Origin of the sequence: Bacteroides sp. AM10-21B, from assembly GCF_003472565.1 — a bacterium.
Classification (GTDB): domain Bacteria; phylum Bacteroidota; class Bacteroidia; order Bacteroidales; family Bacteroidaceae; genus Bacteroides; species Bacteroides propionicigenes.
In genome coordinates this window covers 31,225-45,110 of sequence record NZ_QRME01000005.1, presented here as the reverse complement: position 1 = coordinate 45,110, position 13,886 = coordinate 31,225, and the positions used below count along the sequence as shown (strand labels likewise).

General features: G+C 44.8%; 11 protein-coding genes. 9 read left to right on the top strand and 2 right to left on the bottom strand.

All coding sequences use genetic code 11. The annotated features are described in order from the left end of the window. Positions 1 to 149 precede the first annotated feature (149 nt). From DW121_RS07640 to DW121_RS07605, 8 genes are all read left to right on the top strand, one after another. Positions 150 to 2,447 (top strand): TonB-dependent receptor, encoded by a 2,298-nt coding sequence (locus DW121_RS07640; protein ID WP_118323443.1) that lies wholly within the window; start codon positions 150 to 152, stop codon positions 2,445 to 2,447. Positions 2,448 to 2,499: 52 nt separating this feature from the next. Beyond that, complete coding sequence (locus tag DW121_RS07635; RefSeq protein ID WP_118323442.1) at positions 2,500 to 3,900, top strand: DUF4374 domain-containing protein; 1,401 nt, start codon at positions 2,500 to 2,502, stop codon at positions 3,898 to 3,900. 5 nt (positions 3,901 to 3,905) lie between these two features. Then, positions 3,906 to 5,060 carry a PepSY-associated TM helix domain-containing protein gene (locus DW121_RS07630; protein WP_118323441.1) on the top strand — a complete coding sequence of 385 codons (1,155 nt, stop codon included), beginning with the start codon at positions 3,906 to 3,908 and terminating at the stop codon, positions 5,058 to 5,060. Between the two features lie 119 nt (positions 5,061 to 5,179). Then, the gene (nrfH, locus tag DW121_RS07625; protein ID WP_118323440.1) at positions 5,180 to 5,770 is read left to right on the top strand and encodes a cytochrome c nitrite reductase small subunit; all 591 of its coding nucleotides are present in this window, start codon (positions 5,180 to 5,182) and stop codon (positions 5,768 to 5,770) included. A 21-nt stretch (positions 5,771 to 5,791) separates the two neighbouring features. Next, on the top strand, positions 5,792 to 7,273 hold the full coding sequence (gene nrfA, locus DW121_RS07620; protein WP_117713248.1) for an ammonia-forming cytochrome c nitrite reductase: 1,482 nt from the start codon (positions 5,792 to 5,794) through the stop codon (positions 7,271 to 7,273). 15 nt (positions 7,274 to 7,288) lie between these two features. Continuing rightward, a complete protein-coding gene (locus tag DW121_RS07615; protein WP_118323439.1) occupies positions 7,289 to 8,602 on the top strand; it encodes a cytochrome c biogenesis protein ResB in 1,314 nt (437 codons plus the stop codon). After that, on the top strand, positions 8,599 to 9,390 hold the full coding sequence (gene ccsA, locus DW121_RS07610) for a cytochrome c biogenesis protein CcsA (protein ID WP_118323438.1): 792 nt from the start codon (positions 8,599 to 8,601) through the stop codon (positions 9,388 to 9,390). Before DW121_RS07615 ends, ccsA begins: the two co-directional genes overlap by 4 nt. 6 nt (positions 9,391 to 9,396) lie before the next feature. After that, positions 9,397 to 10,671, top strand: coding sequence for an alginate export family protein (locus tag DW121_RS07605; RefSeq protein ID WP_118323437.1), 1,275 nt, complete (start codon positions 9,397 to 9,399; stop codon positions 10,669 to 10,671). A 1-nt stretch (position 10,672) separates the two neighbouring features. Here DW121_RS07605 and DW121_RS07600 read toward each other — a convergent pair whose 3' ends face one another. After that, the gene (locus DW121_RS07600; protein WP_118323436.1) at positions 10,673 to 11,362 is read right to left on the bottom strand and encodes a Crp/Fnr family transcriptional regulator; all 690 of its coding nucleotides are present in this window, start codon (positions 11,360 to 11,362) and stop codon (positions 10,673 to 10,675) included. A gap of 53 nt (positions 11,363 to 11,415) precedes the next feature. Further along, positions 11,416 to 12,054, bottom strand: a complete 639-nt coding sequence (locus DW121_RS07595; protein ID WP_118323435.1) for a Crp/Fnr family transcriptional regulator — start codon at positions 12,052 to 12,054, stop codon at positions 11,416 to 11,418. A gap of 164 nt (positions 12,055 to 12,218) precedes the next feature. On the opposite strand from DW121_RS07595, the gene hcp reads away from it, so the two are divergent. Further along, positions 12,219 to 13,874: a hydroxylamine reductase gene (hcp, locus tag DW121_RS07590; RefSeq protein WP_118323554.1), complete on the top strand. Its 1,656-nt coding sequence runs from the start codon at positions 12,219 to 12,221 to the stop codon at positions 13,872 to 13,874. The last annotated feature ends 12 nt before the right edge of the window (positions 13,875 to 13,886 follow it).

The window sequence follows — 13,886 nt, the reverse complement described above, 5'->3', positions numbered from 1 at the left end:
TGCAGTTTTCTTTTTCTAATGACCTTTGCAAACGGTATTAGTAACAACATAATAATCATTTCAAATTGAAAACAGCTATATCAAACCTATTCCTTTTCTTTCTGTCTGTATGTGCATTTTCGGCATACGCACAGAAGCCGGGTAAAACGATGGTTTCCGGTAAAATCTTGTCTACGGAAAAAGAAGTCGTGGATTTTGCAACGGTCTACCTGAAAGGAACCGGCTACGGGGGGATAACCAATCAAGAAGGGATTTATCATGTGAGTGCGCCTGCGGGAGACTACACATTGGTAGTGTCGGCCATCGGCTATAAGACCGTAGAGAAAGCGGTAACGCTGGTTGGAGGGCAAAGAGTGAGACAGAATATCACAATCACTCCCGAAACTCAGCAACTGGACGAAGTAACGGTAGTGTCAACGGGGGTAAGCCGTGTCAAACGCTCGGCATTTAATGCCGTGGCGGTAGATACGAAAGAACTGCAGAACACCACCAAGAACTTGAGTGACGCATTGACTAAAGCGCCGGGCATGAAACTGCGCGAGTCGGGCGGGGTAGGCTCGGACATACAGCTCATGCTGGACGGTTTCAGCGGGAAACACGTAAAGGTATTTATAGACGGTGTTCCGCAGGAAGGTGTTGGAAGTTCGTTCGGGCTGAACAATATTCCGGTGAATTTTGCCGACCGTATCGAAGTGTATAAAGGCGTAGTGCCCGTGGGTTTCGGAACGGATGCTATCGGCGGAGTTATCAATATCGTCACGAACAAGAAACGCCGCCGTTGGTTTCTGGATGCGTCCTATTCTTACGGTTCGTTCAATACGCATAAATCCAACGTGAACTTCGGGCAGACTTTTAAGAACGGTTTTACGTATGAAATCAATGCGTTCCAGAACTATTCGGACAATGACTATTACATTGACGCTCCGGTGGAAGACTTTGAAACGGGTAGGATAGACCGTGACAAGAAGGTGCGTGTGAAACGTTTTAACGATACCTACCATAATGAAGCGGTTATCGGTAAGGTAGGCGTTATCGACAAGAAGTGGGCGGACCGTTTGATGCTCGGTTTTACTTATTCCAATATGTATCAGGATGTACAGACCGGGGTGCGTCAGGATATAGTGTACGGACAGAAACATCGCAAGGGACATTCGCTGATGCCTTCGCTGGAGTATAACAAGCGCAATTTGTTTACGAAGGGATTGGATGTGGTACTGACCGTCAACTACAACAAGAACCTGACGACGAACGTAGATACAGCTTCCTATAAGTACAACTGGTACGGGGCCAGGAAACCGTTGAACTCTCCCGGCGAACAGTCCTATCAGTATTCGCGTGCCGATAACAATAACTGGAATGGTACGTTTACAGCCAACTACCGTCTCGGAAAGATACATATGCTGACATTCAATCATGTGCTGAATGCTTTCAGCCGTTCCAATACTTCATTGCTCACCAAAGAAGAACAGTCGGATGCCATCGCCAAGGAAACCCGCAAGAATATCTCCGGTCTTTCTTACCGCCTGATGCCGTCCGAAACTTGGAACTTATCCGTATTCGGTAAATACTACAATCAATTTGTTGCCGGACCGGTAGCTACCAACACCAATCAGGACGACTATGTGCGCACTACCCGCAGCGTAAAGTCCATGGGATATGGAGCGGCGGGCACTTACTTTATCCTGCCGGGACTGCAAGCCAAACTGTCTTACGAAAAAGCCTATCGCCTGCCTACTATCGAAGAAATGTTCGGTAACGAGGATTTGGAAATGGGAGACATCGGTATCCGTCCGGAGAACAGCGATAACATCAATCTGAACCTGAGTTACAATAAGGTTTTCGGCAGGCACTCCGTATATGTGGAAGGCGGATTGGTTTACCGTAATACCAAAGACTATATTCAGCGCAACATTACCGACTTGAGCGGCGGTAAATCCGCAGCTACTTATATAAATTACGGAAAAGTACTGACAAAAGGATATAATATCTCCGCCCGTTACGGTTTTGGCAAGTGGGTGAGCGTAGGCGGCAACTTTACGCAGATGAATGTACGTGATAATATGAAAACGTCTATATCCGGCAGTGCGGAAAATATAGCTTATAAAGAACGTATGCCCAACTTGCCGTATATCTTTGCCGATTCCGATGTGACATTCTATTGGCGCGACCTTGGGAAAAAGGGGAATGCCTTGACCGTATCTTACGACAATCAGTACTTGCATAGCTTTACTTACTATTCTTCCAAAATCGGTGCGAATAAAGGTGACTATGTAGTTCCAAGCCAGTTCTCCCACAACCTGAGCCTTTCTTACAGTCTTCATGGCGGACGCTACAACCTGTCGTTCGAGTGCCGTAACTTTACGGATGAACAGCTGTACGATAACTTCAGTCTGCAGAAAGCCGGTCGGGCGTTCTATGGCAAAGTACGCGTATATTTCGGTAATTAAATCAATGAATAGAATCAATAACGATTAGTATAATATAATAAGGTAAAACATCATGAAGAAGAATTTCTTTTTAGCCGGACTTTTCGCGACTGCGATGACAGGACTGGCATTGACATCTTGTACAGAAACAGAAGTGCCGGGCGGCGGAAACAATAGCGGGAATAAAGGCGATTTTGTAGTCGCTTCCTCTGTCACAGCTTCGGGTAATACGACTAACGTCTTGCTGACTTCCAAGACATTGGACGAGGGGACTATTTCTACCGTCAACAACGGACTCGTCAACGACGGTGCTTCCCAATGGGTATTCTATAAAAATCAGTATCTCTACGGACTGACTTATAATCAGGGAAATGCCGGTACTACCCGTTCTTATATTATGAACTCCAATAATGAAGTGCAGGCACGTTCGGGAGAGTTTGCCGTCAAGAGGTTCACTACTTATGGTATCTACGATAAGTATATCATCACCGCCTCTACCGGTGACGGCCCTACGGAATATGCCGACGGCAACCGGTATTTGCCTAAAATGTTCTTGCTCTCTTATCTGGATGTAGCGGCTGAAACGTTCGAGACCAATGATACGAAAGTAAAAGCCTATATGTCCGAGAATTTTCTTGGAAACGGTGAGTTCGTGACATTGGCGGGCATCTTGGAGCATAACAAGAAAATATATAGCGCGGCTGTTCCCATGGGATTGAGCCAGTATGGCGCTGCCGTAGACGGTGGCAAGTACATATTGCCGGGTAATGAAACTTTGGTAAAGACTGAAGACGGCGGTTCCAACAGCAGCGCTTATAAAAAAGGTGAATTGCAATGGACGCAGTATCCCAACGAATGTTGGGTGGCAATCTTTGATGATGCTGCCATGACAACAAAGAAACTTATCAAGACAGATAAAATCAGTTATGCCTGCGGTCGTTTCAAATCTCAGTATTACCAGACTATCTGGGAAGCCGGCAACGGTGATATTTATGTATTCTCTCCAAGCTATGCCAAGACCATGAGTGATGCTCGCCAACAGACAACCTTGCCGGCAGGTGTAGTACGTATTCCTAAGGGCCAGGAAGATTTTGACAACTACTATTGTGACTTGGAGAAACAGAGTGGCGGCAAATCTTTCCTGCGTTGCTGGCATATTGCAGACGACTACTTCCTGTTATTGATGTACGATCGTCCTCTGACAGAGAAAGGCTTTGAAGCTAAAGAACTGGCTGTCTTTAAAGCGGGAAGCGAGAAGCTTACGTATGTCACCGGACTTCCGTCGGCAGACTTGATTTCCGGTTTCGGCAATACCCCGTATACAGAGGATGGCTATGCCTATATGGCTGTGACAACTACAGACGGGCATCCGGCTGTTTATAAGATAGATCCGTCCAGTGCTACTGCTACAAAAGGCATCACAGTAGAGGCAACACAGATTACAGGTATCGGCAAGCTGAGTCCCCTTAATTAAATATCATGAAGAAAGCATTTCGTAAACTGCATTTATGGCTGTCCGTCCCTTTCGGACTGATTATTACAGTTATCTGCCTTTCGGGTGCTGCATTGGTATTTGAAGATGAAGTAATGGAGTTGTGCAGGCACGACCTCTATTATGTGGAAAAGGTAAGCGGCGTTCCGCTTCCTGTGGAACATTTGATAGAGAGAGTTGCCGGGACATTGCCGGACAGTGTTACTGTTACAGGCGTCTCCATTTCTTCTGATGCGGAACGTGCCTATCAGGTCAGTCTGTCGAAACCGCGACGGGCATCCGTTTATGTAGACCAGTATACGGGTGAAGTAAAGGGTAGGAATGAGCGTGCGTCGTTCTTCCTCACCATGTTCAGATTGCATCGTTGGCTGTTAGACAGCATGAAGCCGGACGGTGGAATATTTTGGGGTAAGATGATTGTGGGGGCAAGTACGCTGATGTTCGTATTTGTGCTTGTATCAGGCATCGTCATTTGGTGCCCCCGTACCGGGAAGGCACTAAAAAACAGTTTGAAAATTACTGTTGGTAAGGGTTGGCGTCGCTTTTGGTACAATTTGCACGTGGCGGGCGGTATGTATGCACTTGTCTTGTTGTTGGCGATGGCTCTGACCGGGCTGACTTGGTCTTTCCCATGGTATCGTGCAGGCTTTTATAAAGTGTTTGGAGTAGAGATGAAACAAGGGGCAGGACATGGTGCACCGCAAACGGCTCATGGAGCCAAGCCCGGGCATAAATCTTCCAACGAAAGCCGGGAACATATCTCTCCATACGTTTGCTGGCAGCAGGTATATGAGGAACTGAAAGAACGTAATGTCGGTTATAAACAGATTACGGTTTCCAACGGTTCTGCCAATGTATCTTTTGAAGGTTTCGGTAATCAGCGGGCTGCCGACCGTTATACTTTTAATCCGCGTAACGGCGAAATAACCGGAGCTGTCTTATATAAGGATACCGATGCTTCGAGCAAAATACGCGGTTGGATATACTCTGTACATGTGGGCAGTTGGGGCGGTATGTTCACCCGAATACTGACATTTATTGCCGCATTATTAGGAGGAACGCTTCCGCTGACAGGCTATTATCTGTGGATACGGCGTATTGGGCGTAGGGCTAAGAACAATATCGAGAGCAAATCCATTTAGGTCATCTCCTCTTTCTCTTCGTATAATGTGAATTTCTTTAAAAATAAATAGCAAAGTGTAATACATATTACACTTTTTTTTATAGTAACTCTTTATTTTTGTGAAAAATATTAGTTCCTATGGCGAAGCTATCTATCATAAGAAAACTGTTTACTTCCTACAAATGGAAAGTGACAGCGCTCGTTGTGTGTGGTGTCCTTATTGGTGGAGGAGGTTTGTTTCTGTATCTTCTCCGGGCGCACACTTATCTGGGTGACGATCCTGCAGCCTGTGTAAACTGTCATATTATGGCACCGTATTATGCTACTTGGTTTCATAGTTCCCATAGCCGGGATGCTACTTGTAATGATTGTCATGTTCCGCACGAAAATACGGTTAAGAAATGGACATTCAAAGGAATGGACGGTATGAAACATGTAGGAGCCTTTCTTACCAAAAGTGAGCCGCAAGTCATTCAGGCGGAGGCTGCCAGTTCACAAGTTATAATGAATAATTGCATTCGTTGTCATACGCAGTTGACGAATGAGTTTGTTGATGCCGGCAAGATAGACTATATGATGACTTTGGTGGGGGATGGAAAAGCCTGTTGGGACTGTCATAGGGATGTGCCTCATGGTGGAAAGAACAGTCTTTCGGCTACACCGGCCGCACTTGTGCCCTACCCGGAATCTCCTGTACCGGAATGGCTTCAGAATCTGATAAAGAAATAATAACAATAAATCTTCATAGATATGGAAAAGAAACTAAAATCATGGCAAGGATGGCTGTTGTTCGGTGGTTCAATGGTCGTTGTGTTTGTCTTGGGCTTGTGCGTGTCGGCTTTAATGGAACGCAGGTCGGAGTTGGCAAGTGTGTTCAATAACCGCAAAACGGTGATTGAAGGTATCGAAGCACGTAATGAGGTCTTTAAAGATGATTTTCCCCGCGAATATCAGACATGGACGGAAACAGCCAAAACAGATTTCCAAAGTGAATTTAATGGAAATATAGCGGTAGATGTCTTGGAACAGCGTCCGGAAATGGTTGTTTTGTGGGCAGGATATGCATTCTCAAAAGATTATTCTACACCTCGCGGACATATGCATGCCATTGAAGATATAACGGTAAGTTTGCGTACGGGTGCTCCTGCCACGGCGGCTGATGGCCCGCAGCCTTCTACTTGCTGGGCTTGCAAAAGCCCGGATGTGCCACGTATGATGGAAGCTATCGGGGTAGATGCGTTTTATAACAATAAATGGGGCGCTTTTGGCGATGAAATAGTAAATCCTATCGGCTGTGCCGATTGCCACGAACCGGAAAATATGAATCTGCATATCAGTCGCCCGGCATTGATTGAGGCTTTTCAACGCCAGGGAAAAGATATTACCAAAGCTACTCCGCAGGAAATGCGCTCGTTGGTATGTGCACAGTGCCATGTGGAGTATTACTTCAAGGGAGATGGAAAGTATCTGACTTTCCCATGGGATAAAGGCTTTACAGTGGAAGAAATGGAGGCCTACTATGATGAGGCCGGTTTCTATGATTATATTCATAAACTGAGCCGTACTCCGATATTGAAGGCGCAGCATCCCGATTTTGAAATAGCACAAATGGGTATTCACGGACAACGCGGGGTATCGTGTGCAGACTGCCATATGCCTTACAAGAGTGAAGGCGGAGTGAAATTCAGCGATCACCATATTCAGAGTCCGTTAGCTATGATAGATCGTACTTGCCAGACTTGTCATCGTGAAAGCGAGGAAACTTTGCGCAACAATGTTTACGAGCGTCAGCGTAAAGCCAATGAAATTCGTAACCGTCTTGAAGCGGAACTGGCTAAGGTGCACATCGAAGCTAAGTTTGCATGGGACAAAGGAGCTACGGACGACCAGATGAAGGATGTACTGGCATTAATCCGTCAGGCACAATGGCGTTGGGATTTTAGTGTAGCGTCTCACGGGGCTGCTTTCCATGCTCCGCAGGAGATACAGAGAGTGTTGTCTCATGGTTTGGATAAAGCGTTACAGGCTCGTTTGGCTGTCTCCAAGGTGTTGGCAAAGAATGGTTTTACAGGAGATGTACCCATGCCTGATATTTCTACAAAGGAGAAAGCGCAGGAATATATCGGTTTGGATATGGATGCCGAGAGGGCGGCAAAGGAGAAGTTCTTGAAGACTACCGTACCTGCCTGGTTGGAGAAAGCTAAGGCTAACGGTCGTTTGGCACAAAAATAAGACAGAACAGCAACAATGTGGAAGAGACCTTGGGGGTATAAAGAAGGATTGGTATGCGGAGCCGGGCTATTTGCTACGGGACTGTTTCTGCAGGGGACTGTTGGAAATATCCATTGGGATTTGTTTTCCCGGCCGGTGAATATAATTGTACTGGCAGCATATCTGTTCCTGTTGGCAGTGTTGTACGGGTTGCGTAAGAAGGTTTATTGTTTTGAATGGCTCACGCATTATACCGCTGCGGTTTCTTCTCTTATTTGGGTGGCAGCCATTACGGTGGTAATGGGGCTGGTACGTCAAGTGCCCGCTACACAGCCGTCGGCAGATTGGTTAGGCTTCTCCAAAATGCTTTCATTCTGGCCGTTTGTGTTGCTTTATATCTGGATGGTTACAGTGCTCGGATTGACTATTCTTCGTTCCGGTTTTCCATTCCGTTTGCGAAAGATACCTTTTCTTCTGAATCATGCGGGACTATTCATTGCTCTGCTGACAGCCACATTGGGTAATGCCGATTTGCAACGTTTGAAGATGATTACTCAATTGGGTAAAACCGAATGGCGCGCTACGGATGAAAACGGCAACCTTTCTGAACTTCCGTTGGCTATTGAACTGAAAGGATTTACCATTGACGAATATCCTCCGAAACTAATGTTGATAGACAATGAAACAGGCAAGGTGTTGCCTGCCGGTGTGCCGGAACATTTGCTGCTTGAAGACGAGGTTACAGAGGGGCGGTTGCTGGATTGGAACATTACACTTCTTAAATCCATTCCTATGGCAGCATCCGTAGCTACGGAAGACACATTGAAGTTTACGGATTTTCATTCAATGGGGGCAGCTTATGCTGTCTATTTGAGAGCAACGAATATCAAAAACGGGCAAGCCCAAGAAGGCTGGGTGAGCTGCGGAAGTTTTATGTTTCCTTATAAGGCGTTGCGTCTGAATGACAAGGTAAGTTTGATTATGCCCGAAAGGGAACCGCAAAGATTCCTGTCGGACGTAACGGTTTATACGCGGCAGGGGGATGTGAGGAATGACACTATTGAAGTAAATCATCCGCTGAAAGTGGCGGGTTGGAATATCTATCAATTAAGTTATGATGAGACTAAAGGACGTTGGAGTGATGTCAGTGTGTTTGAACTGGTGTATGATCCCTGGCTTCCGTATGTGTATACCGGCATTATTATGATGATGTTGGGAGCTGTCTGTCTGTTCGTAAATGCGCAGAAGAGAGAAAGGGAAGATTTTGGAGAAAAGAAAATAAGTTCCGATGAAAAAGAAGTATCATCGGATGATAGCCGGACGAAAGCAAGAAAGGGGGATAGGGTATGAGTTGGGATTACTTTGTGTTCTTTGCCGTTGTTGCAGTACTTTTGTGGGGTGCAGGTGCATACGCCGCATTGCGCGGAAGACGTCCGGTGTCGGTATATGCTTTTACTCTGACAGGACTGGCAGTTTTTTTGGGTTTTATAGTGGCTATGTGGATTTCTTTGGAGCGCCCGCCGATGCGTACAATGGGGGAGACGCGTTTGTGGTATTCTTTCTTTCTTCCATTGGCCGGACTTATCACTTATAGCCGTTGGAGATATAAGTGGATATTAAGTTTTAGTTTTGTTCTTTCTCTGGTGTTTATATGTATTAATCTTTTCAAGCCGGAGATTCATAATAAGACTTTGATGCCTGCATTGCAGAGTCCTTGGTTTACACCGCATGTCATAGTCTATATGTTTGCGTATGCCATGCTTGGGGCGGCTACAGTAATGGCTGTTTACTTGATATGGTTCAAGAAAAAGGAAATTGAACGTCAGGAAATGGATTTGTGTGATAACCTGACTTATGTGGGACTTGCTTTTATGACTTTGGGTATGCTGTCCGGCGCTATTTGGGCAAAAGCTGCGTGGGGACATTATTGGGCATGGGATCCGAAGGAAACTTGGGCAGCGGCTACATGGTTTTCTTATCTGGGGTATGTCCACTATCGTTTGGGACGTCCTTTGGCATATCGCAAGGCATTGGTCGGGTTACTTATATCTTTCCTGTTATTACAAATGTGCTGGTATGGTATCAATTATCTGCCTTCAGCACAAGGAGCGAGTGTACATACGTATAATTTAAATTAGAATACTATGAAAGCTGTTTATTTAGCATTAGGATTATTGCTGTTGTCCGGTATGTTGTGGGCACAGAAGACGGAAAAGGAAAATGAGTTTTCAATGTCCATGCAAATCAGACCTCGTGCGGAATACCGTAACGGTGCTCTCTTTCCGCGTGAAGAAGGGGATAAAGCAGCTGCCTTCATCAATAATCGTGCACGCTTGTCTATGGAATACAAACGTACTAATCTGAGTATGAAAATCTCTGCACAGCATGTAGGCGTATGGGGACAAGATGCTCAGATTGACAAGAACGGACGCTTCATTATGAACGAGGCATGGGCAAAGTTAGGTTTTGGTGCGGGCTTTTTTGCGCAATTGGGACGACAGACTTTGTCTTATGATGATGAACGTATTTTGGGTGGCTTGGACTGGAATGTTGCCGGACGTTACCATGATGCTTTGAAGTTGGGATATGAAAACAGGGCGCATAAATTGCATTTTATTTTGGCGTTTAATCAGAACGATGAAAAGACCATAGGCGGCACTTATTATAATAATGGAGGACAGCCATATAAGAATATGCAGACTTTGTGGTATCATTACACTGCCGAAGGATTGCCTTTGGACGCTTCTTTTCTTTTTATGAATCTGGGATGGGAGACAGGAGACCCGGAAACACAGATAGCAGATACCCGCTATATGCAGACTGTGGGAACTTACATTACTTACAAACCGCAGTCATGGAATATGCAGGCTGCTTTTTATTATCAGACAGGAAAGAATAAGGTATCGGCAAGTGTATCGGCTTATATGGCGAGTGTAAAGGCTGCATATGCTATTGACAAGCAATGGAGTGTGAATTTGGGGTATGACTATTTGAGTGGAGATAAAGACAAAGGTTCAAAGTTCAAAGCGTTTGATCCTTTGTATGGTACACATCATAAATTCTATGGTGCAATGGATTATTTCTACGCTTCATTGTTTGTAAACGGTTTGGCTCCCGGTTTGCAAGACGCACAGTTGGGAGTGAATTATAAGGCTTCTTCAAAAGTCGGTATGCAGTTGAACTATCATTACTTTGCCACAGCAGCCAAGTTGCAGGAGGTAAAAAAAGGATTGGGCTCTGAACTTGATTATCAGATAGACTGGAATGTGATGAAGGATGTGAAATTATCTGCCGGTTACTCTGTTATGTTGGGTACGAAATCTATGGATATTGTAAAAGGCGGCAACCACAAACGTTGGCAAGACTGGGGCTGGCTGTCTTTGAACATTAATCCAAAGATATTCTTTGCAAAATGGTGATTTAGATATATTCGTTTAAGGCTGTTTCATTAAGAATTTCGATTCTTTTTCCTGTCATCCGGATGATGCCTTCTTTAGTCATCTTGTTGATTTCCTTAGAAAGTGCGGGACGGGTTACATTCAGATATTCTGCCAATTCGGACTGTGTGTGAGCTATTGTGACACAGTTTGAGTTGGCAGTTCTGTTTTCCTGCAAGTAGACTACGAAGCGTTCGCGCACAGTTTTTCTGGAAAGGGTTCTTAAACGTGAAACTGTACAGGCCGTACAATTGCCGCTTACGCAAAGGAAGTTATGTAATATCTGCGGGTCTTGGCTGATAAGCTTGAACGTAGACTCTTTGGTGGCAGTGAACAATGTACTGTCTTCTATGGCGGTAAATGTTGCCGGAAGTGTGTTGTTTGAACCGAAAAGATGTGGTGTGGCGAATGCACGGGGGGCAATGATATACTCTATCATTACACTGTTTCCCAGCCCGTCAATGATGTCTACCCGTAGCTTTCCTTTTAAAAGAACGTATAACTTTTTGCAGGGGATACCTTGGGTAGCTATAATATCTTTCTTCTTTACATCATAGACGGCATAATCCAATTTATCCAATAATGATAATTTGATGTTATGCGGTAAGTCCCGGAACAAAGGGATGTTGAACAATCGCTCCTTATCTTCTTCCTGCAATAGCTTTTTTTCCATAGTATATAAATCTCTCACAAAGGTAGGAATAATAAGTAGATATAGGCTGATTTTTAAAGATACTTTTGTGCATCGGTTTCATTAATCTGTATTTCTTTTCCTTCTATTCGTAAACAGCCCTCACCGGCCAGTTCGGATAAAGCCCGTGCCAGTGAAGGGCGTGCCACGCCGAGTATTTGCGCCACTTCCTGTTGATTGCGTATAGAGCCGTGAATGCGCAGGTAGTTCAATATCCGTGATTTAAGACTTTGTAAGGCAAATGCGTTCAGCTTTTGGGAAAGAAACAGAGTTCTGTCCGATACCAATCTTAGAAAATTGTGCATTACTATAGGATATTGATGTAGAAATTCTAAAAAAGCGCTTTGGCTTATGACAAGTATTTCACATTTTTCTATTGCTTCGATATTGACAGGGAAACGGTTTTCCGATGAAAATACGAATGCAGGGGCAAGCAGTTGCGGAGCTTTCAGCGTTTCGATAGTCAGTTGCTTGCCTTCCGCATTGACCATTTGTGTACGTACTTTGCCACTGCACAAGATAAACAAAGAACGGTATGTCTCTCCCTGCATAGCTATAAAGTCAGACGGTTTATACAGTCGGCGCGCGTGTTCGGGGGAGAGTATAAGGGATAATAATTCTTCTTCCGTGATTCCCCGGAAAGGCGGCATTCTCAGTAACGGGTATATTTCCATTCTCTTTTTGTTTTTTTGTGGTTTGGTGTAACATACGTGACACTTTACGTAAGTGCGAATCCTCATCTTTGCACAAAGATAGTGAAACACTTTCTTTATAAGAAACTAAACGACGGGGAAAGTGTTGACGGAAAGTAGGTATAAACTTCTAAATGAATAAGAAAATGGAAACGAACATGTTTTGTTATCAATGTCAGGAAACAGCCAAAGGAATAGGCTGTATGCTGAAAGGTGTGTGCGGAAAAGAAAGTCATACGGCACAAGCCATGGATTTGCTGCTGTTTGTAGTAAGAGGTGTTTCGGTGGTTACCGATGCTTTGCGTAAAGCCGGATGCCCCGTATCTGAAGAAGCCGATGTCTTTGTGGTAGATGCCCTGTTTTCTACAATTACAAATGCCAATTTCGATGATGAAAGTATCTTGCAGCGAATAGATAAGGGACTTGCTTTGCGTAATCGGTTAATGGATGAAGCCAAGCGTAACAATGTGTTTTTGCCGGAAGTGGATGAACTTGCCTGGCAGGGAACGCGTGCCGCTTATGCTGAAAAAGCGAAGTCGGTAGGTGTATTGCGTGAGCCTGACGAGGATCTTCGCTCTTTGAAAGAATTGCTGACATACGGCCTGAAAGGTATGGCGGCTTATTTGGAACATGCCATGCGTTTAGGGTTTAATGATGACGATATTCATGTCTTTATACAACGTGCATTGGCTACGATAGCCTGCCGTTCGCTTTCGGCAGATGAGTGGACGCAGTTGGTTCTCGAAGCAGGTAGCTTTGGAGTAAAGACTATGGCTTTGCTGGATGAGGCGAATACGGGAACTTATGGAAATCCTGAAATCACCAAAGTGAATATAGGTGTCAAGAGTCGTCCGGGTATCTTGATTAGCGGGCATGACTTGAAAGATTTGGAAGAACTGTTGAAACAAACGGACGGTACCGGAGTGGATGTATATACCCACAGTGAGATGTTGCCGGCGCATTATTACCCTGCCTTTAAGAAGTACTCTCACTTTGTAGGTAACTACGGTAATGCTTGGTGGAAACAACGTGAAGAGTTTACGGCTTTCAACGGTCCAATTCTGTTTACTACAAATTGTATTGTACCGCCATTGGCAAATGCTGTATACAAGGAAAGAATGTTCACTACTAACTCTACCGGATATCCGGGTTGTAAGCATATCAATAAGGATGCAACGGGTAAGAAAGACTTTTCCGAAATCATAGAGATAGCCAAGCATTGCCAGCCACCCACGGAAATTGAACACGGAGAGATTATCGGAGGCTTTGCTCATAATCAGGTTTTGCAACTGGCGGATAAGGTCGTGGATGCGGTAAAGAGCGGTGCGATTCGTCGCTTTATTGTAATGGCGGGGTGTGACGGACGTATGAAGAGCCGTGATTACTATACGGAGTTTGCTAAATCATTGCCTCAGGATACTGTAATCCTTACGGCAGGTTGTGCCAAGTACCGCTATAATAAGCTCGGTTTGGGTGATATTAACGGTATTCCTCGCGTACTGGATGCAGGACAGTGCAATGACAGTTACTCTCTGGCCGTTATCGCTTTGAAGTTGAAAGAAGTGTTCCAACTTAATGACATCAATGAACTGCCTATTGTTTATAACATAGCTTGGTATGAGCAGAAAGCCGTAATCGTATTGTTGGCACTGTTGAGCTTAGGAGTGAAAGAAATACATTTAGGTCCTACTTTGCCTGCATTCCTCTCTTCGAATGTGGCTAAAGTATTGGTGGATATGTTCCATATAGCAGGTATCGGTAGTGTAGAAGAGGACTTGAAGAAATTTGGCTTGGCTTCTTAAACAGGTAAGTTG

Bases quoted from the DNA above. Each gene is read 5' to 3' on its own strand.
- DW121_RS07595 (WP_118323435.1), bottom strand. From the start codon at position 12,054: ATGGAAATATACCCGTTACTGAGAATGCCGCCTTTCCGGGGAATCACG.
- ccsA (WP_118323438.1), top strand. From the start codon at position 8,599: ATGAGTTGGGATTACTTTGTGTTCTTTGCCGTTGTTGCAGTACTTTTG.
- DW121_RS07615 (WP_118323439.1), top strand. From the start codon at position 7,289: ATGTGGAAGAGACCTTGGGGGTATAAAGAAGGATTGGTATGCGGAGCC.
- hcp (WP_118323554.1), top strand. From the start codon at position 12,219: ATGGAAACGAACATGTTTTGTTATCAATGTCAGGAAACAGCCAAAGGA.
- DW121_RS07605 (WP_118323437.1), top strand. From the start codon at position 9,397: ATGAAAGCTGTTTATTTAGCATTAGGATTATTGCTGTTGTCCGGTATG.
- nrfA (WP_117713248.1), top strand. From the start codon at position 5,792: ATGGAAAAGAAACTAAAATCATGGCAAGGATGGCTGTTGTTCGGTGGT.
- DW121_RS07630 (WP_118323441.1), top strand. From the start codon at position 3,906: ATGAAGAAAGCATTTCGTAAACTGCATTTATGGCTGTCCGTCCCTTTC.
- nrfH (WP_118323440.1), top strand. From the start codon at position 5,180: ATGGCGAAGCTATCTATCATAAGAAAACTGTTTACTTCCTACAAATGG.
- DW121_RS07600 (WP_118323436.1), bottom strand. From the start codon at position 11,362: ATGGAAAAAAAGCTATTGCAGGAAGAAGATAAGGAGCGATTGTTCAAC.
- DW121_RS07635 (WP_118323442.1), top strand. From the start codon at position 2,500: ATGAAGAAGAATTTCTTTTTAGCCGGACTTTTCGCGACTGCGATGACA.
- DW121_RS07640 (WP_118323443.1), top strand. From the start codon at position 150: ATGGTTTCCGGTAAAATCTTGTCTACGGAAAAAGAAGTCGTGGATTTT.